This window comes from Burkholderia cepacia complex sp. TUM26381 (genome assembly GCF_057439935.1).
In genome coordinates this window covers 988,164-1,012,595 of the sequence record NZ_CM172007.1, presented here as the reverse complement: position 1 = coordinate 1,012,595, position 24,432 = coordinate 988,164, and the positions used below count along the sequence as shown (strand labels likewise).

Annotated in this window: 21 protein-coding genes; 3 read left to right on the top strand and 18 right to left on the bottom strand. The window is 68.6% G+C overall.

Annotated features, from left to right (window positions below; all coding sequences use genetic code 11):
- Window positions 1–19: 19 nt before the first annotated feature.
- From asnB to ACWMMN_RS21280, 15 genes are all read right to left on the bottom strand, one after another.
- The gene (gene asnB, locus ACWMMN_RS21350) at window positions 20–1,987 is read right to left on the bottom strand and encodes an asparagine synthase (glutamine-hydrolyzing) (RefSeq protein ID WP_059239755.1); all 1,968 of its coding nucleotides are present in this window, start codon (window positions 1,985–1,987) and stop codon (window positions 20–22) included.
- A gap of 275 nt (window positions 1,988–2,262) precedes the next feature.
- Window positions 2,263–3,294 carry an EscU/YscU/HrcU family type III secretion system export apparatus switch protein gene (locus ACWMMN_RS21345; RefSeq protein ID WP_486423918.1) on the bottom strand — a complete coding sequence of 344 codons (1,032 nt, stop codon included), beginning with the start codon at window positions 3,292–3,294 and terminating at the stop codon, window positions 2,263–2,265.
- 16 nt (window positions 3,295–3,310) lie between these two features.
- Complete coding sequence (gene sctT / locus ACWMMN_RS21340) at window positions 3,311–4,120, bottom strand: type III secretion system export apparatus subunit SctT (RefSeq protein WP_059239750.1); 810 nt, start codon at window positions 4,118–4,120, stop codon at window positions 3,311–3,313.
- Window positions 4,114–4,782 carry a hypothetical protein gene (locus ACWMMN_RS21335; RefSeq protein WP_059239749.1) on the bottom strand — a complete coding sequence of 223 codons (669 nt, stop codon included), beginning with the start codon at window positions 4,780–4,782 and terminating at the stop codon, window positions 4,114–4,116. The genes sctT and ACWMMN_RS21335 overlap by 7 nt, the downstream gene beginning before the upstream one ends.
- Window positions 4,775–6,151, bottom strand: a complete 1,377-nt coding sequence (gene sctN / locus ACWMMN_RS21330) for a type III secretion system ATPase SctN (RefSeq protein ID WP_174991383.1) — start codon at window positions 6,149–6,151, stop codon at window positions 4,775–4,777. Before sctN ends, ACWMMN_RS21335 begins: the two co-directional genes overlap by 8 nt.
- The gene (sctL, locus tag ACWMMN_RS21325; protein ID WP_027781117.1) at window positions 6,148–6,777 is read right to left on the bottom strand and encodes a type III secretion system stator protein SctL; all 630 of its coding nucleotides are present in this window, start codon (window positions 6,775–6,777) and stop codon (window positions 6,148–6,150) included. The genes sctN and sctL overlap by 4 nt, the downstream gene beginning before the upstream one ends.
- Window positions 6,759–7,508, bottom strand: a complete 750-nt coding sequence (locus tag ACWMMN_RS21320; RefSeq protein WP_486423917.1) for a SctK family type III secretion system sorting platform protein — start codon at window positions 7,506–7,508, stop codon at window positions 6,759–6,761. The genes sctL and ACWMMN_RS21320 overlap by 19 nt, the downstream gene beginning before the upstream one ends.
- Window positions 7,505–8,392, bottom strand: a complete 888-nt coding sequence (gene sctJ, locus ACWMMN_RS21315; protein ID WP_174991384.1) for a type III secretion system inner membrane ring lipoprotein SctJ — start codon at window positions 8,390–8,392, stop codon at window positions 7,505–7,507. Before sctJ ends, ACWMMN_RS21320 begins: the two co-directional genes overlap by 4 nt.
- Before the next feature lie 50 nt (window positions 8,393–8,442).
- Window positions 8,443–8,919, bottom strand: a complete 477-nt coding sequence (locus tag ACWMMN_RS21310) for a hypothetical protein (RefSeq protein WP_059240939.1) — start codon at window positions 8,917–8,919, stop codon at window positions 8,443–8,445.
- 148 nt (window positions 8,920–9,067) lie between these two features.
- A complete protein-coding gene (locus ACWMMN_RS21305) occupies window positions 9,068–9,280 on the bottom strand; it encodes a hypothetical protein (RefSeq protein ID WP_059239740.1) in 213 nt (70 codons plus the stop codon).
- 141 nt (window positions 9,281–9,421) lie between these two features.
- Window positions 9,422–10,759: a type III secretion system inner membrane ring subunit SctD gene (gene sctD, locus ACWMMN_RS21300; RefSeq protein ID WP_059239738.1), complete on the bottom strand. Its 1,338-nt coding sequence runs from the start codon at window positions 10,757–10,759 to the stop codon at window positions 9,422–9,424.
- Entirely contained in the window at window positions 10,740–12,782 is a 2,043-nt protein-coding gene (gene sctC, locus ACWMMN_RS21295) for a type III secretion system outer membrane ring subunit SctC (protein WP_256086113.1), read from the bottom strand. Before sctC ends, sctD begins: the two co-directional genes overlap by 20 nt.
- Window positions 12,782–13,060 (bottom strand): type III secretion system export apparatus subunit SctS, encoded by a 279-nt coding sequence (gene sctS, locus ACWMMN_RS21290; RefSeq protein ID WP_006480854.1) that lies wholly within the window; start codon window positions 13,058–13,060, stop codon window positions 12,782–12,784. Before sctS ends, sctC begins: the two co-directional genes overlap by 1 nt.
- A complete protein-coding gene (sctV, locus tag ACWMMN_RS21285; protein ID WP_174994419.1) occupies window positions 13,057–15,258 on the bottom strand; it encodes a type III secretion system export apparatus subunit SctV in 2,202 nt (733 codons plus the stop codon). Before sctV ends, sctS begins: the two co-directional genes overlap by 4 nt.
- Window positions 15,259–15,492: 234 nt before the next feature.
- Window positions 15,493–16,341 carry a helix-turn-helix transcriptional regulator gene (locus ACWMMN_RS21280; RefSeq protein ID WP_059239732.1) on the bottom strand — a complete coding sequence of 283 codons (849 nt, stop codon included), beginning with the start codon at window positions 16,339–16,341 and terminating at the stop codon, window positions 15,493–15,495.
- Between the two features lie 284 nt (window positions 16,342–16,625).
- On the opposite strand from ACWMMN_RS21280, the gene ACWMMN_RS21275 reads away from it, so the two are divergent.
- Window positions 16,626–17,534 carry a helix-turn-helix transcriptional regulator gene (locus ACWMMN_RS21275; protein ID WP_059240938.1) on the top strand — a complete coding sequence of 303 codons (909 nt, stop codon included), beginning with the start codon at window positions 16,626–16,628 and terminating at the stop codon, window positions 17,532–17,534.
- A gap of 131 nt (window positions 17,535–17,665) precedes the next feature.
- Here the strand turns inward: ACWMMN_RS21275 and ACWMMN_RS21270 are convergent, their stop codons facing one another.
- On the bottom strand, window positions 17,666–19,312 hold the full coding sequence (locus ACWMMN_RS21270; RefSeq protein WP_059239731.1) for an Nramp family divalent metal transporter: 1,647 nt from the start codon (window positions 19,310–19,312) through the stop codon (window positions 17,666–17,668).
- A 122-nt stretch (window positions 19,313–19,434) separates the two neighbouring features.
- Window positions 19,435–19,572 (bottom strand): hypothetical protein, encoded by a 138-nt coding sequence (locus ACWMMN_RS21265; protein WP_486423916.1) that lies wholly within the window; start codon window positions 19,570–19,572, stop codon window positions 19,435–19,437.
- Between the two features lie 1,080 nt (window positions 19,573–20,652).
- Here ACWMMN_RS21265 and ACWMMN_RS21260 point away from each other — a divergent pair.
- Both ACWMMN_RS21260 and ACWMMN_RS21255 read left to right on the top strand, forming a co-directional pair.
- Window positions 20,653–20,922, top strand: coding sequence for a hypothetical protein (locus tag ACWMMN_RS21260; RefSeq protein WP_059239728.1), 270 nt, complete (start codon window positions 20,653–20,655; stop codon window positions 20,920–20,922).
- Window positions 20,923–21,041: 119 nt separating this feature from the next.
- The gene (locus tag ACWMMN_RS21255) at window positions 21,042–22,529 is read left to right on the top strand and encodes a carbohydrate porin (protein ID WP_174994421.1); all 1,488 of its coding nucleotides are present in this window, start codon (window positions 21,042–21,044) and stop codon (window positions 22,527–22,529) included.
- A 96-nt stretch (window positions 22,530–22,625) separates the two neighbouring features.
- Here the strand turns inward: ACWMMN_RS21255 and treA are convergent, their stop codons facing one another.
- Window positions 22,626–24,344 (bottom strand): alpha,alpha-trehalase TreA, encoded by a 1,719-nt coding sequence (gene treA, locus ACWMMN_RS21250; protein ID WP_486423915.1) that lies wholly within the window; start codon window positions 24,342–24,344, stop codon window positions 22,626–22,628.
- Between the last annotated feature and the right edge of the window lie 88 nt (window positions 24,345–24,432).

The window sequence follows — 24,432 nt, the reverse complement described above, 5'->3', positions numbered from 1 at the left end:
GGGCGGCGCGACGCGGCCGTCACGTCGTCCGCTGATGTTCCAGCCACGCCTGGAACATCAGCACCGTCCACAACTGGTGCTGCCAGTTCATCCGGCCCGTCTGGTGCTGCCGCCACAGCCGCTCGACCGCCGTCGCATCGAAGAAGCCTTCCTCGCGCAACCGCGACGGCCGCAGCAACGCCTCGGCCCAGTCGCGCAGCGCGCCGCGCAACCAGTGGTCGACGGGCGCGCAGAAGCCCTGCTTCGGCCGGTCGATCAGCGCGGACGGCACGTACCGGTCGAGCAGCCGGCGCAGCAGCGCCTTCGACTGCCCTTCCGGCAAGCGCACCGCCGCCGGCACGCGCCACGCGAATTCGACGACGTGATGGTCGAGGAACGGCATGCGCGTTTCGAGGCTCACGGCCATCGCCGCGCGATCGACTTTCGCGAGGATGTCGGTCGGCAGGTACGTGAGCGTGTCGATCGCCATCGCCTGCTCGGCGAAGCTCAGGTGCGCGGGCCACGCGGACACCGTGTCGAGCGGCGTCGGCGGCTCCTGCCCCGACAGCGCGATGCGCTCGGGATGATGCACCGCCGACATCAGCAGCCGGTACAGCCCGATGCGGCTCTCCGCCGTCATCACGTGGCCGAGCTTGTGCAGGCGATCGCCGATGCGCGTGGCCGATTCGCGCGCCTCCACGCTGCCCCACGCGCCCTGCGCGACGGCCGCGAGCTGGTCCGCGTGATCGGGCCGCAACGCATGCAGCGCGGCGGCGATCCGCGCGCGCACGGCGGCCGGCACGCGATGCAGCTTGCGCCACAGGCGCGGCGTCAGGAAGTAGCGCGTATAGCCGCCGAACAGTTCGTCGCCGCCATCGCCCGACAGGCTCACCTTCACGTGCCGGCGCGTCATTTCCGATACGAGGAAGGTCGGGATCTGCGACGCATCGGAAAACGGCTCGTCGTAGATCGACGGCAGCTTCGGCACGACGTCGAGCGCATGGTCGGCCGTGACGTAAAGCTCGGTATGGCGCGTGCCGAGGTGGCGCGCGACGGCCTTCGCGTAACCGGCCTCGTCGTAGCCGGCTTCATGGAAGCCGATCGTAAACGTGTCGACCGGCGTCGACGATTGCGCCTGCATCAGCGCGACGATCGCCGACGAATCGACGCCGCCCGACAGGAACGCGCCGAGCGGCACGTCCGCTTCCATCTGTCGCGCGACGGCCTGGCGCAGCACCGCGTCGAGCTGGCCGACGGCCTCGTCGGCGCTGCCCTCGAACGGCTGCGCACGGCCATCCTCGATCGCCTGTTCGAGCGTCCAGTACGCCCGCGCGCGCGGCGTATCGCGCGCATGCTCGAACTGCATGTACGTGCCGGGCGGCAGCTTGTGGATGCCGCGGTAGATCGTATACGGCGCAGGCACGCTCGACTGGCGCAGGTACAGGCACAGCGCGTCGCGGTCGATCGTGCCGTCGAAGCCCGGATAGCCGCGCAACGCCTTCAGTTCGGACGCGAACACGAGCGCGTCGCCGATCCGCCCGTAGTAAAGCGGCTTCTCGCCGATCCGGTCGCGCGCGAGCGTCAGCACCCGCGACGCGCGATTCCACAGCGCGAACGCGAACATGCCGGTCGCCCGGCGCAACGTTGCCTCGACACCCCACGCGACGATCGCCGCGATCAGCACCTCGCTGTCGGAGTGGCCGCGCCACGCCGGTGCACGCCCCGCACGCTCGAGTTCCGCGCGCAGTTCGCGATGGTTGTAGATTTCGCCATTGAAGACCATGACGTAGCGGCCGCACGCAGATGCCATCGGCTGCCGGCCGTGCACCGACAGGTCGACGATCGCCAGCCGCCGGTGGCCGAGCGCGATGCCGGCTTCCGGGTCGACCCAGATCCCCTGCCCGTCCGGCCCGCGATGCGCGAGGCTCGCCGTCATTCGCGCGAGCGTGCCGCGCGCAGTCTCCTCATCGAAGGCGCCGCTATTCAAGAAGCCGTCGATTCCGCACATTTGATTTGTCTGCCCCTGTTGACCTGTTCCGTCACGCATGGCGCAACCTCGCGGTCCGCCGTCCGGCGTGACGGTCGAGCCATATTACGAAGAAATAAATCAGCAATAATTCACTGGTGAACGTCGATGCAGTGCGGAAAAAAAATGACGTCAAGCGCCTTGCACGCATGACCGGCCAAAGGGGCCATATCGAATTGGAACGGCGAGCAGCCAGGCCCAGCGGAATAAAAAAGGGCAACATGGCGACGGGCCTGCCACGGCCGCAGCGGTACGCGTCAACCCGCGCCGGTCGCCCATTTCAGCAACTGCGCAACCTCACGGAAATGCTGCGGCTGGATCGTGCCGTTCTCGGGCGTCGACTCGTACAGCGCCTGCGCGAGCCCGACGTTCGCGAGCGTCGGGCGCAGCGCGTCGCGGGCAAGCCGCACGATCCGCTCGGCCGCGTCGCCCTCGCCGCGCGCGAGCACCCACGGCAGCGAGCCCATGCCGCCGTAATAGAGCGCGACCGCGACGCGCGGCGAATAGACGACCACCGACGCATAGCCGATCCGGTCGGGCAGCGACGCGAACTGCGCTTCGCGCGCGAGCTGCCGGCGCTTCGCCTCGATGTGCGGATCGCCCTCGTCCTCCTTGTGCTCGCGCCGCACCTCGTCGACCGACATCTTCATCTTCTGGTTGAACTCGTGCCGCTGGTGCACGATGTCGATCAGCGCCATCACGATATAGATCAGCGCGGCCCAGCCGAACAGCAGCATCAGCAGCTTCACGATCAGCGCGAGGATCGAGACGGGCCGCGTGAAACCCGACTGCACGGACGGGTCGAGCGACTCGACGATCAGCCAGCCGAGCGTCGCGACGAGCAGCGCCGTCTTCAGCAGCATCTTCGCGAGATTGACGAGGTTGCGCAGCGACCACAGGTTCTTCATCCCCTCGGCGGGATTGAGCCGCGACAGTTGCGGCACGAGGCGGCTCCACGCCATCACGCCGCCCACCTGCACGAAGCCCGCGAGCAGGCCCGCGAGCAGCCCGGCAGCGACGATCTGCGCGGACAGCGTCGCCCAGTCGCGCGCGGCGCCGTCGATCAGCACCGCGAGCCGCGCGGACGGATCGGCCGCGCCGACCGCGTCGAACACGAGCCGGAACAGCGCCTGCAGCCGCGCGAACAGCGACCCGATGCCCACCGCGAGCGCGACGCACACGCCGACGAAGGACGCCGACGAAACCGTTTCCGCGCTCTTCGGCACATCGCCTTTCTCGCGCGCGTCGCGCAGGCGCTTCGCGGTCGGCTTCTGGTCCTTTTCCGCCATGCCGGCTCCGCCGCGCTCAGCCGCCGCCGTGCGCGGCGAACAGCGCGCGCAGCAGCGCCATCAGCCCGCTGTCGGGGCTCAGCAGCGAATGCAGCGACGCATACACCACCGGCAGGAACAGCATCATCATCAGCAGCGCGAGCGCGCTCTTCAGCGGCTGCGAGAACACGAAGATGTTGAGCTGCGGCACCGCGCGCCCGACCAGGCCGACGCCGAGCTCGACGAGCACCAGCACGATCGTGACGGGCGCCGCGAGCTTCACCATCCATTCGAAGATCGTGTCGGTCTGCCGCACGATGAAAGTCTGCAGCATCGACGCGAAATCGGGGCCGAGCGAGCCGATCGGCCACCATGCGTACGACTGCGCGAACAGCTGCACCAGCACCTGCAATCCGCCCGCCGTGACGAACAGCGCGATCGCGACGAAATTGAGGAAGCCCGACGTCGGGCCGCCTTCGTGGCCGCCCATCGGATCGAAGAACGCGGCGCTGCCGCTGCCGGTCTGGAAGTCGATCAGGTAGCCGACGCCCTGGATCGCGAACAGCACCGCGCTGAACGCGCCCGCGAGCAGCATGCCGACCATCGCCTCCTTCGCGACGAGCAGGCACCACATCAGGAACGGCAGCGCGGCCACCTGCGCGGCGTCGATCGTCGGCGCGACGAACGCGGCGATCACGACCGCAATGCCGTTGCGCACGAGGCCCGTGATGATCTGCTCGTTGAACACCGGCACGACGAACATGATCGGCAACAGGCGCGGCATCACGTAGAGCAGCGGCCGCAGCATGCCGGCGACATCGTTGAAACCCGCGGCCTGGTCTAGCATCGGCGCTCCGCGGCGGCAGGCGGCGCGGCATCGTCGGCCGGGGCGGATGCACCGGTTGCGGCGGCGATGTCGGCGCCCGTTTCCGCGACGGTCATCGCCGCATCGAACGCGGCGGCCGCTTCAGGCTGCGCGCCGGCATGGGCGGCCGCGTCGCCGGCCCCGGCCGCCCACGCACCGGCCGTCGAGAAACGCCGCACCGCGTAGCCGTCCGCGACTTCGTCGGCGTCGCGTTCGACTCGCGCGGCGCGCGCGTGCAGCGCCTTCTCGCCGGCCTTCTCCAGCTTGTCCTCGGCGGCCTTCGCCTTGCGCGCGGCGCGCTGCAGGTCGGCGAGCGTCGCCTCGTGGCCGCGATGCACGTGCGCGGCCTCGCTCACCGACGCATTCGCGGTGCCGATGTGCCGGTCGAACGTACGCGTGTCGGCCGCCGCGTTCTGCAGCGCGCGCGCTTCGCGCACGTCGTCGGCGAGCCGCGTCTGGATCGCAGCCTTCGCCGCGACCTGCTGCGCGAGCTGCGCTTGCGCGGCCGCGAGCGCGCGGCGGCTCTGCGCGGCGATGCCCTGCTGGCGCGCGGCCGCGACGCGCGCGATCTGGCTGCGCATCTCGCGCACGCGCTTCAGGCGCGCGAGCGTCGCGAGCACGAGGCGGTCGTCGGCTTCAGACATGATCGTTCGCCAGCTTCGTCAGCTTCGCGAGCAGCACGTCGAAGCGCACGTCCTCGTCCGACGCCTGCGCGCAGAACGCACCGATCGCGTCGCGGGCGCGCAGCGCGAGGTCGCCGAGCCGGTCGCTGCCTTCGCGATACTCGCCGATCTGCACCAGCAGCTCGATCTCCTGGTATTTCGCGATCAGCTCGCGCACGCGTGCGGCCGCATGCTGGTGCGCGCGGTTCGCGACGAGCGGCATCACGCGCGACAGGCTCGCGAGCACGTCGATCGCCGGATAGCGGTTCGCGAGCGCGATCTTGCGCGACAGCACGATGTGGCCATCGAGGATCGAACGCACTTCCTCGGCGATCGGGTCCGACTCCTCGTCGCCTTCGACGAGCACCGTGTAGAGCGCGGTGATCGACCCGTGCGCGCCCTGCCCCGCGCGTTCGAGCAGGCGCGGCAGCACCGCGAACGTCGACGGCGGAAAGCTGCGCCGCGTCGGCGGCTCGCCGCTCGCGAGGCCGACCTCGCGCTGGGCGCGGGCGAAACGCGTCAGCGAATCGACCAGCAGCAGCACGCGCTTGCCCGCATCACGGAAATGCTCGGCGATCGCTGTCGCGACCAGCGCGGATTTCACGCGCTCCATCGCGGGACGATCGGAGGTCGACACGACGACGATCGAACGCGCACGCACCTCGGGCGACAGGCTGTGCTCGATGAATTCGCGCACCTCGCGGCCGCGTTCGCCCACCAGGGCGATCACGTTCACGTCGGCCTGCGCGCCGCGCGCGATCATCCCGAGCAGCGTGCTCTTGCCGACGCCGGACGGCGCGAAGATGCCGACGCGCTGCCCGATGCCGAGCGTCATCAGGCCGTCGATCACGCGCACGCCGGTCGGAAACGGCGTGTCGATCATCTTGCGCGCGAGCGGGTTCGGCGGATCCTGCTGCGTCGACACCCACGCAGCGCCCGTCACGGGCCCGCGATCGTCGAGCGGCCGGCCGAGCCCGTCGAGCACACGGCCGAACAGCCCTTCGCCGACCGGAAACACATGCTCGCGCCCGGAGGGCACGACGGTCGTCTCCGGCGACAGGCCGGCCACGTCGCCGAGCGGCGTGAGCAACGTCGTCTGCCGCGAGAAGCCGACCACCTCGGCGAGCAGCGTCGGCTGGTTCGGCGTGCGCAGCTCGCAGATCTCGCCGAGCCGCGCGCGGATGCCCGTCGCGTTCAATATCTGCCCGACCGCGTGGTTGACGCGGCCCTGCACCGACACCGGCGAGAAGAACGCGAGCCCCGCGTCGAGTTCGCCGACGAGGCGGCCGCGATCGAACGGCGCGCCGTCGTCGTCGCCGAACGGTTGCGGATCGTCGAGCGGCGCGTTCATCGCGCGGCGCCCTTCAGCGCGTCGCGGCGGATCGCCTGGCGCAACGCGTCGATCTGCAGGTCGAGGCTCGCATCGATACGCCCGGACGGTGTTTCGACCGTGCACGCGTGGCGCTCGAGCTGCGCATCCTCGACGATGCGGATCTTCTGGCGGTTCGACTGCCCTGCGAACGCGCCGTCGAGCGCGTCGCGCATCTCGTCCGTGCGACCGGGCGCGATGCGCACGATCAGAAACGCCTCGTCGCGCACGAGCGGCGCGATCCGCGCGAGCGCGGCCTCGTACAGCTTCTGCGTGCTCATCTCGCCGACGATCGCGCGCACGGCCTTCACGACGATATCGGCCATCGCGTCCTTCATCGTCTCCATCGTGCGCGTGGCGGCGAGCGCCTGCGTGTAGGCCTGCGCGGCCTGCTCGCGCTGCGCGCGGCGCATCCCCTCGTCGTAGCCGGCCGCCTGGCGCTTGTCGAATTCGCGCTGCGCGTCGGCGACGATGCGCGCGGCCTCTTCGTGCGCGGTCGCGATCACCGCGGACGCATCGAGCAGCGCCGCGTATTCGCGCTCCTTGAGCACCTTGCGCTCCGACAGCAGCTGCAGGTTGTCGCTCGTGATCAGAAAAGCCAGTCCCATGACGCAAGCCTCTCGGGAATCAGAAACAGGAACATCAGCTCACCGAACTGGTCGCGCTGCGCGCGGTTCAGCCAGTACGGCGCTTCGTCGTCGATCGCGCGGTTGAACTTCAGGCGCACGCGCTGCGCGACCGCGTCACCGGACACACCGATGAAATCCGCGAGCAGGCGGCCGCCGCGTGCGCGGATCACGGTCGGCAATGCGGCGGGGTCGGCACGCCACGGTTCGAGCGTTTCGGCGAGCGCGCCGAATTCCGGTGCGCGTTCGAGCGCGAGTTCGAGCGCATCGCCGCCGAGCCGCGCCGCGACTTCCGCGCGGATGCGCCGCCCGGACAGCGCGTCGCGCAACCAGTTGCGATGCAACAGCAGCCCCGCGTACGCGGCCAGTTGCTCGAGCGCCGCGCCCGGCAGCAGCGCGAGCCGCGCGCACGGGTTCGCCACGTCGAAGTCGTGCCGGGCGGCCACGCCGTTCGCATCGAGCAGGTGCCGCGCCAGCAGCTTGCGGCCGGCTGCGCCGAACGCGTCCGGCGAGCGGTAGCGCGCGGGCCAGTCCGTCGGCACGCGTGTCACGTGCAGATAGCGGTCGGGCCGCAGGTTGAAGTCGCAGACGAGCGCATGAAACGCGGCGCGGCGCGCGGCGGGTGGCGGCGCGAGCGGCTGCAGCCACGGCAGCGGCGCCGGATCGGGTGAGACCGGCCCGTCACCCGGCGGCAGCGCATGCGGATCGCTCATGCGCCGTCGCGCGCGCCATCCGGCGTACGCAACCCGCCGCCGGTCTGCTGCGCCGACGCACCGCCGGCGCCGTTCGCCCCGCGCGTCGCGCCGAGCAGGCCCGCGAGCCGCGCGCCGAACATCCCGCGCCGTGCGGCCGACAGCGCGATCACCGCACCGGTCAGCAGGATCAGCGCGAACACGAGCCAGCCGAGCGGCGAACGCAGCCGCAGGATGTCCGACACCGCGCTGCCGATACCGTCCACGCGCGCCGCACGCGCCGCGGCCGGCTGCAGGAACAGCGACACGTTGTCGTACTGCAGCCCTTCGATGCTGTGCGCGACGAGATCCTTGACCATCGGCGCCATCGCGCGCAGATCGACCCCGGGCCGATAACGGATGTACACGGCCGCCGACGACGGCTTGATCTTGTCCGCGAGCGGATCGTTCTCCGGAATCACGACCTGCACGCGCGCGACGACTACCCCCTCGATGTCCTGCAGCGTGCGCGACAGATCCTGCGACACGCCGTACAGATAGCGCACGCGCTCCTCGGCCGGCGTCGATACGAGGCCCTGCTTCTGGAACAGCTCGCCGAGGCTCGCATAGCTGGGCTTCGGCAGCCCGTTCGCCTGCAGCACCGTGAGCGCGGACTGCATGTCGCCGTCCGCGACGCTCACGAGCCACGCGTTGCGGTCCGACGTGTCGCGCGCGTCGTTGTCCTTCGACGCGCTGATGCCCGCGTCGCCGAGCACGGCGACCATCTGGTTCGCATCGCGCTCCGACAGCCCCGAGTACAGCTCCTTCTGGCAGCCGGCCAGCAGCACGAGCAGCCCCGCGAGCAGCGCGCGCGCCGCCCGGCTGCGCCACGCATGCACGCGTGGCGTCGAATCGATCGTCGTCATCGTTTGTCCGCTTCAGTGCACGTGAGGCCGGATCCGGCCCACGCGCGCTTTCACTCCTGCGTCTTCAGCACGGTGTGCGTGAAGCCGTTCGCCGCCTGCGCGACCGACAGGCTCAACTGGTATTCCGAAATCGTGGTGGTCGCCGTCCACTGGAAATCCATCGCCTTCACCATCGTCATCAGCGGGTCGCTGCGGCTGTCCGCCATCGACGTCAGCATCTCGCTGCGATGCTTGTCGATGCTCGCGTACCGCGTATCGAGATCGTTGCCGTAGGTGCGCAACCGCTCGACGAGCGACGACTGGTTCGCCTGCGCGGGTGTCATCTGCACGGCCGGCGCCGCATCCGCCGGGGCGCGCGACATCGCGACGCCCGACGACGACGGCGGTGCGGCCGGCGACGCGCCGGGCTGCATCAGCGCATCGAACTGGCGCACCTGCGCCGGATCGGACGCCGCGCCCGGCTGCTGCGCGGCGCTCGCGAGCGCGACCGCGCCCGGCGGCGCGGCGCCTACGCCTGTCACTGACATGGTCATGCCCTCCTTGAAAAGCGGACGCCGGACCGGATCGGTCGGGCCCGCCCGGAACGGGCCGGCCGGCACGCGCGCATCCGCCGCCGGGCGCCCGTAACGGGCGGCCCCGGCGCGCGGCGGCGCGCGGCGCGGCCGGTGGCCGGCGTCATGCGCGGCCGGCCGAGCTCAGGTGTTGCGCAACCTGGGCGTTCGCCGTCCCCTCTTGCGCGGTCACCGCGTTGCTGGTTTCGAACGTCGCCGTCGACTGCTGGACCTGGAAGTTGATCTTCGTCAGTTCGAGCTGCGTCTTGGTCAGGTCGTCGGCCTGCTGCTGGACCTGGTTCGTGTTGGTTGCCCCACCTGTTGCCTGCGTACCCATGTTGCGCTCCTTTACGTGAACGTCATCCACCTTGTGGCGGCAGCCCCATGCCCCGCCGTCGACGTGGGCCGCCGCACGCTCGCGACGCCCCGCGTAATGTGCGCACCGCGTGCCACGCGATGCGCATGACCTGTCGCGGCGCTAGCGCGCCGCCGCCTTCGTCGATGCACCGGCCGTTGCCGCTGCATCCGGCAACAGCGTCGGCCCCGGCACCGGCTGCGCGACGCCCGCCGCCGCGCCGCTCGCGAGCGGCGCCACGGGCGGCGCCGGCGCCTGCTCGGGCGCACTCGCCGACGAGCCGCCGAGCGGCATCGTGATGCGCTGGCCGTTGCGCTCGAACACCACCTCGTCCGGGCCGATCGACACGACGGTCGCGCCCTCCTTCAGCCGCGCCCCTTCGAAATAACGGCTGCCGTCGGCCGTCTCGATGTAACGCTGATCGCCGTCGCCGGCGAACACGGTCGTGATTTCCGGAATCCCGGCCATGCCGCCGAGCGTCGTCGCCGTACGCGGTGCGGCCGGATCGGCATCGCGCACGTGATCGACCACCTCGAGCGCCGGACGTGCGTCCTTCATGTAGTTGCGGATGCGCGGCTCGATCTGCGCGCGCGCGGCCACGCCCGTCAGCTCGATCCGGCCGCGGCCGAGATACGTGACCGTCAGCGCCGTATCGCTGAAATAGGTCTGCGCGGTCGCGACCAGATCGCTGACCACGTAGATCGTGCCGAGCGCCGCGTTGTCGACGCCCGCGACGATCTGCGCGACGCGTTCGCGCGCCGCCGGATCGCCGACGTAGCCCGACACGATCACGCCGTCGTCGCGCGGCGCGACGGCCAGCTCCGGATACGCGTGCAGCAGCTGTTGCAGCCGGTGCGTGCGCGCAAGTACCGATTCGTGCTGCCACGGCAGGCGCCCCGACCACGTGACGAAGCCGTAGCCGAGCGCGCCGAGCAGCACGCCGAGCCACAGCGCGACCAGCGCGATCACGAGCCGCCGGCTGCCGAGGCGCCGCAGCCCGCCCGTGAGCCAGCCGAGCCACGCAGCCTCGCGCGCGGCGTCCGGGGCATCGGCTTCGTCGGGCACCGCGACGCTCGCCTGCGCATGCCGCGCGATGCCGAGCCGGATCGAGCCGACCGTCACGACGTCCTGCGGCGTCAGCGAACGGCGGCCCGTGCCGAGCGGCTCGTCGTTGAACAGCACCGGCGCGCCGGTGTCGCCGCCGTGGTTCTGCACCGTCACCGCGAGCGCACCGACCTGCAGGCACACCTGTTTCGCACCGATCTCGCGATCGGGCAGGATGACTTCGCAATCGGCCGCGGTGCCGACCCAGTTCGCACCGCGCGCGAGCGACATCGTGCGGCCGTACATCGGCCCGCTCAGGAAGCACAGGTTCCACGGCGACGCGAGCGCGGCCGCGCCGCCCCCTGCGCCGCCGGGCAACGCGCCGTCGCCGTGCGGGTCAATGATGCTCGTCGACATGGGGCGTGGCTCCTGCGGTCGTCGCCGCCGGCTGCGACGCCGCATCCTTCGGCGGCGGCGGCAGCGCGGGCGGGCCGAATTTCGTGCCGGGCAGCGGCTTCGGCGTCAGCGGCACCGCCACGTCGTTGTCCGGCGGGCGATACATCGACATCCCTTCCCGATTGGCCGCCCCGTCGGCGCCCGGGTTCACGGGCGAGCCGTCCGGCGCATACATCGACGCGGTCGTCACCACGCGCGGCGTCAGCAGGTAGAACCGCTCCATGTGGTTGCCCGACTTGTCGGTGTACTTGAACAGGTTGCCGATCAGCGGAATGTCGGACAGCCAGGGTACGCCGCTCTTGTTCAGCTTCACCTCGTCGTCGTTGAAACCGGCGATCAGCAGGCTCTTGCCTTCGTCGATCATCGTCTTGGTGACGATGTTGCGCTGCTGGATCACCGGCACGCCGGACACGGCCTGCCCCTGCACGATGTTGCCGTCCTGGATGTCGATCGACATCATCACGCTCTCGGGATTGCCGGACACGGCGGCCGCATTGCGGATCGCCTCGTCGACGATCATCGGCGTCACCTTGATGCTCGTGCCGGTCGTCACGCTGTACAGCGACGAATCCTGGTAGCCCGGCACCTGCACGTAGAACTGCGTGAGGTTCTCGAGGATCGCCTCGGTGTTGTCGAGCGCGAGCACCTTCGGCTTCGAACGCAATTGCGCCTGGCCCTTCTGCGCGAGTGCGTTCACGCGCGTGAGCAGGTAGTTGCGCAGCGACCCGCCGATCGACGCGGTCAGCGCGATGCCGGTCGGCAAGAAGGTGCCCGTCTGCCCGGTTTCCGACGTACCGACACCGAACGTCAGCGGCGGATTGCCGACGCCGTTGTACTGCGTGTTGCCGTTCAGCGGGTTCTGGCCGTTGCCGATCTGCACGTCGCCGTGCGTCGTGTGCAGGCGCCAGTCGATCCCGAGGCTGTCGAGCGAATCCTCGTTGATGTCGATGATCGTCACGTTGATCTCGACGATGCGCGGACGCTCGTCGAGCTGGCCGATCAGCGACTGGTAGCGATACATGTTCTCCGGCAGGTCGCGCACGATCACCGCGTTGATCGCCGGGTCCGCAACGATCTGCGGCAGCGTGTCGCCGCCGCTGCTGTTCGAGAACGGCGAGAACCCGCTGCCCATGCTGCCGTCGCCGGAATAACCGCCCGAACGCGGGCCGCCGGAGATATCGGGGAAATCGAGGCGCGGCACCGCGATCGTCAGCCCCGAGCCGAGCTTCACCTGGCGCGCGGCCTGGCCGAGCGACGTGCTCGACGGCGCCGCGGTCGTGTCGCCCGCCTTGCCGAACAGCCGCCGCAGGATCGTCGCGACGCCCGGCACCGTCACTTCCTTGCCCGAGCGGTTGATCGTGAAGTCCGACGCCCAGCCGTATTTCAGCCGGAACGCACGGATATCCGCATGCGCGCCGTTCGCCGACGGATCGCCGACCGAGCCCACCGCCTGCCGCACGAGTTCGACATAGCGGCGCGGGCCGGCCACGTACACGCTGTTCGCGCGGTCGTTGATCACGAGCGTGTAGCGCTTGTCGGGAATCTGCATCGCCTGCAGTGCGCGGCCGATTTCACCGGAGGCATTCGGCGGGATCGGGATCATCTGCGTCTGCGACTGGTCGGCCGGATCGACGTACAGGAACGAGCCGTCGTAGTACCACGTGAGCCCGTAGGTCGAGCAGATCGTGTCGAGCGTTTGCTGCGGCGTGCCCGAGAAGCGGCCGCTGATCACCCCGTCGACCTTCGGGTCGACCACGGCCGTCACACCCTGCGACGACGCAAGCTCGCGGATGAAGTCGCCGATTTTCTTGCCGTTCGCGACGATCGTGAACGGCTTGTTGCGCCAGCGCAGGTCCGCGGCGCGCGCAGGCTGCGCGGGCGCCATGCACAGCGACGCCGTGAGCAGCGCGGTCGCGCACACGGCAAGCGCGGCCCGTTGCAGGCTGCGCGGTTGAAACCGGATCGAGGCGACGCGTCGACGCATCAAAGGACTCCTGTGGAAGAAACGAACATGCGTTCCAGCGCCTGCTGCGCAAAGCGCAGCACTTCGCCGCCGAGCCAGCCCGACAGCAGCACGAGTGCGACCATCACGGCGATCAGCCGCACCGCGATGCCGATGTTGGCGTCCTGCACCTGCGTGACGGCCTGCAGGATCGCGACGACGAGGCCCGTGACGGTGGCGATCAATACGATCGGCAGCGACAGCAGCAGCACGAGCATCAGCGCCTGGCGCGTCAGGTCGAGGATCGTCGAGCTCGTCATTGCACGGCTCCCGGCACACGCACGTCGGCGCCCGCGCCAACCGTGCCGTCGTCCGGCGGGTTCTTGACCCAGCCGACCGTGTGCAACTGCACGTCCTCCTCGACTTCCTGGTACGACAGCACCGCGAGATCGGGCAGCACCGGCTGCAGGATCGTCTTCACGTAGCGGCGCGCGCCGAGCGCGACCATCACCGCGAGCCGCGCGCCGCCTTGCGCGCTGCCGCCGGGGCCGGCCGCCTGCGCGGCCTGCACGATCGCACGCACCTGCTCGCCGATGTCCTGCTTGACCGCGCTCGACAGCGCAAGGAAATTGCCCTGCTTCGTGCGCATCACCGCGCTCTCGATCCGCTCCTGCAGGTTCTGCTCGAACAGCACGACCCGCAGCTGACGCGTCGTGCCCGCATGGCGGTCGGTAATCATCCGGCGCAGGTCGACGCGCACCAGCTCGACCAGCGCGATCACGTCGTCGGGCTCGTTCGGCGCCCACGTGATCAGGCTCTCGAAAATCACGCGCAGGTTGCGGATCGGCACCTGTTCGGCGAGCAGCCGGCGCAGCACTTCGGTCACGCGCTGCAGCGGCACGAGCCGCGTCAGTTCGCCCACGAGTTCCGGGTGATCGCGGCGCACGAGGTGCACGAGCGCCTGCGTCTCCTGAATTCCGAGCAGTTCGTCCGCATGCTGGCGCACGATCTGCTCGACGTGCGCGGCCAGCGCGTTTTCGCTCGACAGCCACTTGCCATCCGGCGCCGCGCCGTCCGGCTTGATCCACAACGCGGTCGCGAATGGGCCGAACGCCTCGGCCGGCTGGCGCTCCGCCCGCTCGGGCAGCGGCGCGACACCGTCCCACAGCAGCCAGCCCGGCTTCAGCGCGCCCTGCGCGGCGAGCACGTCCTGCAGATAGATCCGGTACGTACCGGCCGCCGCGCCTTCGTCGTCGTTCAGCGTGATGCGCGGGAACACCGTGCCGATGTCCGCGTCGACGCGCGCCTTCGCGCTCGACAACGCGGCCTGCAGTTGCGCGAGGTTCAGGCTCGTGCGCAGGTCGTCGGACAGCGACACCGCGATCAGCGACGTGACGCCCGCCGCGTGCGACACCTTCGCGGGCTGACCGTCGTCGGCCGCGCCGACACGCCCCGCGACATGAATCAGGTTGAAGCTCGGCGCGGTCGTCTTGCGCTTGAGCTGCGAGAACGCGAATGCGCCGAGTCCGAGCGCGATCAGCGCAAACGACCACTTCGGAAAACCCGGCACGACGAGAAAGCCGCTCAGCACGAACGCCGCGATCAGCAGCGCGCGCGGATGCGCACCCAGTTGCTCGCCGAGCTGTTCGCCCAACTGGCGCTGCCGCGCATCGCGCGTCGCGACGCGCGTCGTCACGATGCCGGCCGCGATCGACACGAGCAGCGACGGGATCTGCGACGCCATCCCGTCACCGACCGTCAGGATTGCGTAACGCTGCAACGCCTCGCCGATATCCATCCCGTGCATCAGCGTGCCGACCGCAATCCCCGCGACGATGTTGATGAACGCGATCACGAGGCCCGCGATCGCGTCGCCCTTCACGAACTTCATCGCGCCGTCCATCGCGCCGTGCATCTGCGATTCCTGCTCGAGCTTCTCGCGGCGTTCGCGCGCTTCGTCGGCACTGATGATGCCCGCGCGCAAATCCGCGTCGATGCTCATCTGCTTGCCGGGCATCGCGTCGAGCGAAAAGCGCGCACCGACTTCGGCCACCCGCTCCGACCCTTTCGCGATCACGATGAACTGCACGACGGCGATCACGAGGAACACCACGCCGCCCACCACCACGTTGTTGCCGACCACCAGCCGCCCGAACGCGTCGATCACGTGGCCCGCGTTCGCGTGCAGCAGGATCAGCTTGCACGACGCGATGTTCAGCGCGAGCCGGAACAGCGTCGTGAACAACAGCAGCGCGGGAAACGACGAAAAGCTGACCGCCGACGGCACATAGGTCGACACCGTCAGCAGCACCACGCTCGCGGCAAGATTCAGCGAGATCATCCCGTCGAGCGCAGCCTGCGGCAGCGGCAGGATGAACAGCGCGACGACCGCGACGATGAACGTCGCGAGAAACAGGTCGGCGCGCGGCGATGCGCCCCCGAGACGCCGTCCGGATACGCCGCGGCCGGCGGAAAACAACCGCTGCCAGTCGCGGGGGAGCGCCTTCGGTTCTGCCATCGTGCCGTTGTCCTGTCGTTATCGCCGGCTGGCACGGGCAATCCTGCCCCCTGCCACGCGGACCGTTGAATGGGACGAGTGTAGCGACGGGAAACGATGGAAAAAGGGGTGCGCCTCGTAGCGTGAAAGCGCGTTTTCCGGCGACGATCGAATCGGACTACGAAACCCGGCGGCACGTTCTGGCACGCGCCGCCGGAACCGCTTCCATCGCGCGCCGGGCCGCCGGCGCGCGCGTCAGGCGGACGTCAGGTCGGACGGCAGGCGCCGTGCGGCGAGGTACGCGAGCTGCGCACGGTTCTGCACGTTGAAGAGTTTTTCGAGCGAGCGGATGTGGTGGCCGACCTTGTGCAGCGACGTGCGCAACGCGCTCGCGATCTCCTGGTCGGACAGCCCGTGCACGAGCCGGTCGAGTACCTGCTGCTGCTCGTCGCCGAGCGCGAAGCCACGCATGCGCGCGATGCGCGCCTCGAGGAACGGCAGCGCGACGCGATGCACGGCGAGACTGACCGACAGCGCGCCACCGATCACGCGATCGTCGATCCACTCGGTGCCGTGCGTCTCTGAAGTCACGTTCACCGCGACGCGCAGATCGAGGCGCGGCGCCGACAGGCTGAAGAGCACGCCGCTGTTCATCGCATGCGCACGCAGATGGCCGGCGAGCGCCAGTGCCTTGCGGTCGCCGCTGCGCTGCGCGGCTGCCTCGATCTCGTCGAGCCGCCACGCGACCGGGAAACCGCTCTGCCGCACCTGCGCGAAGCGCGGGTCGCTCTCGTAGAGCATTCCCTCGATAAACGGCTGCATGAATGTCGCCGGCGCGAGGTCGCGCAGCAGATGCGCGCACAGGATGCGCCGCCCGATCATTTCGTAGGCGCCGTAACCGAGCGTACTGAATCCGATTTGCCGCAATCTCGCGTGGCATTGCACGAAATCGATCGGCACAAGGTCGGTTTTACCGGATGTTATTTGAATGCCGGTAAAAACGTCGCGCTCGATTGCCTGATATTCGTTCGAATAAGCGGCAGCGGCCGCTATATCGGCTTGTGAGAACCACTCGACGCGTGGTGCGCCGTCAGCATATGTCATGAGGAGCCCGCCCTTTCCCAATATGTGAAACTGCGCCCCGTCACGATCTGGTCTTTTCTTTATGATTTTCTGGTCGTTGATATATGCGTGCGAATATGAACCTTTCGCCGCAATTGGTATTACGGCATATTACGCATACACAGGCATTTTTGTACAATGCCCCCGCGTTTCGTCAGGGATGACGATCGGCGCATATCAAAAACGATGCTCGATCGCACCGCCGCGAATGCCGTTCACGATACGGCCGCCGCCAGGCGATGCGCGTCGATTCCGAGGGATGGCTCATGTCCGATATTGCATTGCATGAAGAAGCGGTCGCCCCAACCACCTTGTCCCGCCCGCCGCGCGGATTGAGCGCATGCGCGGATGCGCTGCGCGAGCGCGCCGTGCAGGTCGTCTGGTGCGACGACGTGAAGCGCGGCGACGACACGCAGCCGCACGCGCCGAAGCTCGGCGTCGCCGATACGCTCGCGCACGCGCAGAGCACGGCCGAGCGCAACCGGATCGTCACGAGCCTGCTGCACCTGACCGGCTTCTCGACGTTCGCCTACTTCGCACTCGAATTCTCGCGCGAGCGTGTCGAAAGTCTTTACCTGCACGAAGCGTTCACGCCGGCCACCTATCGCGGCGACTACGTGCGGCACAACCATCACGACGTCGATCCGCGCACGCTCGGCGCGCGCGTGTGCAACATGCCGATCGTGTGGGACCTGCAGCAGTTGCGACGCGATCACCGCGAGCGTGACGACGGCCCGTACGTGAGCCCGGCCGCGCTCGACGGCTTCCTGCAGACGATGCAGGACGACGGGATGTGCAGCGGCATCATGTACTCGATGGCCGTGCCCGGCACGCGGCTGCACGCGTTCATGAGCTTCACCGCGCCGCGCCGCACGCGCGAATGGATCACGCCGGCGACGATCGAGCAGGCGCTGTCGATCGGGCTGTCGGTCCACAAGTTCGCGTCGCCGCAACTGATCTCGACGTCGCGCGAACGCGCGGTGAACGGGCTCACGCCGTTCGAGCAGGAACTGCTGCTCGGCATCGCCGAAGGCGCATCCGACAAGGAAATCGGCCGGCGCCTCGACACCAGCGCGCACAACGTCGACTATCACCTGCGCAAGCTGCGCAAGCGCTTCGGCGTCGCGAACCGGATCCAGCTCACGTACCTGACGTCGAAGCTCGAGCTGATCTGAGCACGGCGCGGCACTGCGCCGTTTCATGAAACCGGGCGCGTAAACGTACATGCCGGCCTCGCGGGCCGGCATGTACGGGTTGCGGCGCGGTGCCGGGTCCGGCGCCGCTTCCTGTCAGACGACGTCCTGCGTTACTTCAGCAGCGTCATCTGGACGACCTTCACGATCACGAGACCGACCGCGATCACCAGATAGCCGCGCAGCACGGCCATCCAGATGCGCGTCGCGACCGTCATGTTCTGCGGCTCGAGCGTATCGAGCGGCGGCATGCGCCACGTATCGCGCAGCGAGCGATCGAGCGCCGGCTCGACCACGCGCTTGTTGCGGCGAATCAATACCGTCGCGAGATAGCCTGCGATCGCGAGCACGGTACCGCCCACCAGCACGTCGACGATCGCTTCGCCGCTGATATCCGGATACATCACCGATGCGGTCAGGATGATCGACAGCAACACGAGCACCCAGATCACCGCGCCCGTGAACACGTTGAGCTTCGTCGAGTTGACCCACGGGCCGAGCACCTGCCGGTCGTTGCACAGCACGAGCAGGAACACCGTGGCGCTCGGCAGCAGCACGCCGGCCAGCGTCTGCACGGCTTCGGTCAGCAGGCCGAGCGGGCTGCCCGGGATCAGCACGAGCGTAGCTGCGGCCGCGACGATGCCGAAATAGACGAGATAGAAGCCCTTTGCGTCGGTCACGCCGCGGTGCAGCGAGTGACGGATCTTGAACACGTCGCCGATCGCATACGCGGTCGACAGCGACACCGCTGCCGCGCCGATGATGCACGCATCGAGCAGCGCGACCGCGAACAGCGTCGCGCTCGTGCGGCCCGCATACTTCTCGAGGCCCGCGATGATGCCGCCTGCGTCGGTGAAGTTGCCGGCTTCCGGATGACCGTTGAACAGCGCGGCGCTGAAGCCGATCATGGCGACCGCGCCAACCAGCACGAACGCGATACCGATCCACAGGTCGGCCTTTTCATACTTCATGAAGCGCGGCGTGATGCGCTTGTCGATCACGTAGCTCTGCTGGAAGAACAACTGCCACGGCGCAACCGTCGTGCCGACGATGCCGATCACGAGCAGCATCACGTCCGACAGCTTCGCGTGCGCGGGCCAGTTCGGCACGAAGAAGTCGCGCGTCATCTGTGCGACGGGCGGATGGATCGACACGAGCACGGGCACCAGCAGCAGGCTCAGCACGCACAACCCGATCGCGAACCGCTCGAAACGCCTGAAATCGCCGGTACTCACCGCTGCCATGGTCAGCGCCGCGGCCACGCACACGCCGGCCACCTTCGGCAATCCGAAGAAATCCAGCACGAACGTGATGCCGATGAACTCGGTGACGATGGTCAACGCATTGAGCAGGAACAGGTCGATCACGCTGAACGCACCCCAGAACTTGCCGAAGCGCTCGAAGATCAGGCGCGCATGGCCGACGCCCGTGACCGCACCGAGACGCAGCACCATTTCCTGGTTCACGTACAGCACCGGCACGAGCAGCAGCAGCGTCCACAGCAGCGTCGTGCCGTAGTTCTGGCCGGCCTGCGTGTAGGTGCCGAATGCGCCGGCGTCGTTGTCGCCGACCATCACGATCAGGCCCGGGCCGATGATCGCGAGCAGCGTGCGCAGGCGCGCCCACCACGAGCCGCGCGCACCGGTGTCGTGGTGTGCGATCGTCCCGAGTGCGCCGCGGATGTCGCCCAGGTGGGCTTCGTCGAGCACAGCGCTGCGTTCGACGGCGATCGGTGGAGAGACGTTGGATGGCGTGGACATGATGTGTTCCGTACGGCTAAGGGTTATTCGATTCGATAAGCGTGTGACCTTGGAATGCGCGCGGGGCGGCCGCTCGAAGGCGGCCGCGCGTGCGCATGCCGAGGCGCGCTCGGCGCTTCTGTTCAGTGGATCAACGCTTTCAGCTGGTTCAGCAGGCGGGAGAACACCCGCGGACGGGCGTCGAGCGTCAGCATCGCGTAGTAGTGGTTACGCGATTCCGTGACGTGCGGAAGGTTCGACAGCAGAAGGCCGAAGTTCATGGTCTGGCTCCGTGCGGCGACGGCAGGCGTGCCGGCCGCGTCTTGGGCGCGGGGCCAGTCCGGGGCCTGAACGACGTGTCAGGCTAATGGGCCGGATTGTCCCTGCGACCCGGGTTCAAAAGGGTCTGTGCGTGCAACGGGCATAAGGGACAACTGTCACTGTCGTTCATGGCGGCTCCTGTGCGGTGTTCCGGAAAACACGGTTGACCGCCGTCGGGCCGGCGGGCCGCCCCTCGCGAGCCCGGAAAAGGCATGCGCGAACGCGGCCGCCAGCCTGGCGGCGGTGAAACCGGGCAACGCATGCGAAAACGCATCACGCTAACCGGCGCGAATCAGGGTGCACGTAGGAATTTGCTGCGGAATACTGCTGCGCGCACCGTTTGCCTGGGAGACAAACGGCGGCTTCGATGAGGCGCGGACGTCGGTCGCTCAGGCGGAAATTTCGTTCGAAGATCGACTACTGCAGGCGTCCAAGGCGGCGGCCCCAAGAGTGAAGATGGCGGATTCTATGGACCGCCCGAGAGTGAAGTCAATCCCTCCAAACCCCATTTCACGAAATAAATTTCCCGCCTTGCGCCACTGAAAGATTTGCCCCCGAAATGACGTGCCGGAACCTTTCAGCGCGTCACGGCACGGTCGTGCAACGATGCGTGCGCACAACGGCGCGGCGTCCCGTGCCGCTCTCTTCATACCCATCCCGTGCCGCAGCCGCACCGCAGTCGTCCGTTTCGACGCGCCCGCGACACAGATCGCTTTTTATGCGTTTTTTACTTGCACCGCAGCAAAAGTCCCGACTACAATCCGCCGCAATTCATCAAGGGAGTCCCTCCGTGGACACATGCTCTAGTTGCAGTTCGATGCCGGTCCAGGCCGGCCAAGCCATCGCGAGATAGCAGCCAGACGCATGTCTTTCGCCGCTAGCTCGCATTCGTCGGGTTAGCGCGCTTCCTCCCGGGCCGGCCATCGCCGTCTCGTCAGTCGCACGCTCCATTACGTTCCACCCTCCGATCGCAGGCCGCATCGTGCGCCCGCGCTCGAACACGTCGTCCGGCCCGCGCCGGACCGGACGGAGGCAGCGTCATGTTCTTTCAATCGTTCGTGGTCAGACTCAAGCGCATCGCGCACGTCGCGTGCGACCGCTCGTTCGTTTCCGGCCTGTCGCCGCTTGCCCATGCATTCAGCAACTGGCGCGGCACGGCGCTCGCCTATGTACCGGCGACGCCCCGCCCGCTCGACTGCGTGCTGGTCGCCGCGACGGCAGTCGCAATCGCGCTCGCCGCGCTGCTGTGCTCGGCCGCGCCACGCCTCGGCTTCGCGCAGGTGTGGCGCGTCGGCGGCTGGCTGCCGTAACCCCATCGCCGCGCGGCGGACCCACTCGCCCTGGACCGCCGCGCGATCGTCTCGCCGTGCTTCCCGCATCACGTTTTCGCTTCTTCAGATCAACTAATCAAACTGCCAACGGAGCCCACATGAAGAATCATCTCGAACCCGTCCCGCGCAAGCTCCGCGTCAATGCGCTCGCCACGCTGCTGCTGTCGCTCGCGACCACATCCGCGTTCGCGCAGGCGTCGTCGCCGGCCGCGGCCGAACCGGCGGCCGGCGCCAGCGACGCCGCCGCCCCCGCACAACAGGCCGCCGATGCTGCCGCGCCCGCTCCCACCGGTTTCTGGGAGCGCTCGAACCTGCTCGGCAACATGGGCGGCCTGCGCGATCGCCTCGGCGATCACGGTGTCACGCTGAGCCTGCAGGAAACCAGCGAGTACCTGTACAACACGTCGGGCGGCACGAATCGCGGCGGCGCGTACCAGGGGCTCACGCAGTTCGGTTTCAACGTCGATACCGGCAAGGCGATCGGCCTGCCGGGCGGCACGTTCAACGTGTCGGGGCTGCAGATCCACGGCACCAACCTCACGCAGCGCTACCTGCAGACGCTGCAGACCGCGACGGGCATCGAAGCGAATTCGACCACGCGCCTGTGGGAGCTCTGGTATCAGCAGTCGCTGCTCGACGGCAAGGTCGACGTGAAGGTCGGCCAGCAGAGCGTCGACCAGGAATTCATGGTGAGCCAGAACGCGGCGACGTTCATGAACGCGACGTTCGGCTGGCCCGTGCTGCCGTCGACCGACCTGCCGGCCGGCGGCCCCGCGTATCCGCTGTCGTCGCTCGGCGTGCGGCTGCGCGTGAAGCCGGCCGACGCGTGGACCGCGATGGTCGGCGTGTTCGACGGCAACCCGGCCGGCCGCACCGACGGCGACGCGCAGGTGCTGAACGCACACGGCACCAACTTCAACCTGCGCAGCGGCGCATTCGTGATCGGCGAAGTGCAGTACGCGCTGAACGCGCCGCCCGCCGATCCGAAGGCGCCGCAACCGGCGGGCCTGCCCGGTACGTACAAGCTCGGCTTCTGGTATCAGTCGCAGCACGCGAACGATCCGCGCTACGGCACCGACGGCCTGTCGCTCGCGGATCCGGCCAGCAACGGCACGGCCGCCACGCATCGCGGCAACTACGGCTTCTACGCCGTCGCGGACCAGATGGTGTGGCGGCCGTCGGCCGACAGCCCGCGCGCGATCGGCGTGTTCGCGCGCGTGATGGGCTCGCCGGGCGATCGCAATATCGTCGATTTCGCCGCCAACGCAGGCGTGACGCTGAAGGCGCCGTTCGCCGGGCGCGACAACGACGTCGCCGGCATCGCGATCGGCTACGCGAAGATCGGCTCGCATGCGCGCGGCCTCGACGGCGACACCGGCGTGTACACGACACCCGGCTATCCGGTGCGCCGCGCGGAAACCGTCGTCGAAGCGACGTACCAGTACCAGGTCACGCCGTGGTGGCAACTGCAGGCCGACCTGCAGCACTTCTTCCGGCCGGGCGGCGGTATCCCGAACCCGAACGCGGCCGGTGCGCGCATCGGCGACGAAACGGTGGTCGGCGTGCGCACGACGATCACGTTCTGATGCGACCCGCATCAAGACGCGGGCCGGTCGGCCGCTTGCGCGACCGGCCGGCCCGTGTGCTTGTGAAACGGACGAACGCGTGGCCCGCGCCGCGTATTACTCGCCGTACAGCCCGAGCAGTTTCAGCGTGACGCCGTTGGTCCAGCCGAAGCCGTCCTGCAGCGGATATTCGCCGCCCCCGCCGCCGCCCGTACCGGCGCCTTCGACCACGTACTTCTCGACGAGCTTGCCTTCGGTCGCATACACGTGCTTCACGTCCGACAGGAAGCGCGTGCCGATGTCCTTCGCGAGCGCCGGGTCGCCGTAGCGGCGCAGCCCGTCGATCGCGATCCACTGGAGCGGCGCCCAGCCGTTCGGCGCATCCCACTGCTGACCCGTGTTCTCGGTCGTCGTCGCAAGGCCGCCCGGTTGCAACAGCGTCTTGCGCACTTCGCGCGCGGTCGCCTTCGCGCGCTCGGGCCACGCGACGCCCGCGAACAGCGGATACAGCGTGGCCGCCGTCACGCCGTCGCGCGGCTTGCGCAACTGCCAGTCATAGTCGCCGTAATAGCCGTGACGGTTCCACAGATAACGGTTGATCGCAGCCGCACGCCGCGCCGCGCGCCCGGAGAAATCGGTCACGCATGCCACGTCGCGCGTGACCACGCAGCCCTTCACGATCGTCGTCTCGAGATGGAACATCAGGCTGTTCAGGTCGACCGGCACGATCGACGTCGTGCGGATCGTCGCGAGCGTCTTGCCGTCGCCGAACCAGCGCGAGCTGTAGTCCCAGCCGCTTTCGGCACCCGCGCGCAGGTCGCGGTACACCTCGTTCGCCGGACGGGACGGCACGGATTTCGCGGTCGTCACGTCCTCGAGATACGACTCGTCGCGCGGCGTGTCGCTCGCATCCCAGTAGCGGTTCAACACCGCGCCGTCCGGCATCGCGACCACGTGGCGCGCGGCCTGCCCGCGCGGCGTCGTGGTTTCGCCCTGCATCCAGTACGCATGCTCCTTGCGCAGTTCCGGCAGGTATTTCTGGTAGACCTTGTCGCCTTCGGCCTGCGCGGCGAGCGTGACCATGTACGCGAAGAACGGCGGCTGCGAGCGGCTCGCGTAGTACGTGCGGTTGCCGTTCGGGATGTGCCCGATCGTATCGATCAGATATGCGAAGTTGTCGAGCATGTCGTCGACGAGATCCTCGCGGCCCGACACCTGCAGCCCGAGCATCGTGAAATAGGTATCCCAGTAGTAGCCTTCGCGAAAACGCCCGCCCGGCACGACGTACGGTTTCGGCATCGGAATCAGCGAACCGTATGGGGGCGCCGTGGTGCTCGTGCGCGTGAGCTGCGGCCACAGCCAGTCGATGTGCTGGCGCAGCGTCTGGTTCGGCGGCGGCGTCACGCCGCTTTCCGGGGGCGGCGTGAAGTGCTGCCCGACGAAGGTCTTCAGCGAGAAGCCCGGCTGCGATTTCTGTTGCTGATACAACTGCATGATCGTCGCGGGATCGGCATCGGGCGTCGCGTCGACGAAGGTCTTCTGGTCCGGGTAGATCTGCGCGGTCTGCACCGCGACGAACAGGTCGCCGTAGAGCTGGCTCGGCGGCGGCAGCGTGCTTGACGCGGGAGCCGTCGCCGCAGGGGCGGCCGGGGGCTGGCTGGCCGCTTGCACGGCGGCCTGGTTCGCGTTGTCGGCCTGCGCGGCGCAGCCTGCGACGGCAAGATAGGCGACAGCCAGCGCGGCAGCCCAGCGCAGACGCGGCGCGGGCGGTGCCAGACGCGGCGACAGACGGGATGAGAAGCGAGAAGCAATCGGTGCGGCACGACGTGACGTCATGACGTGTCCCCTCCTTTCGATGGTGAGTGGATCGGCACGAGGTCTCGTTCGCGCGCGCGTTCGTCTCGATGGCCCTCGATCGATACGC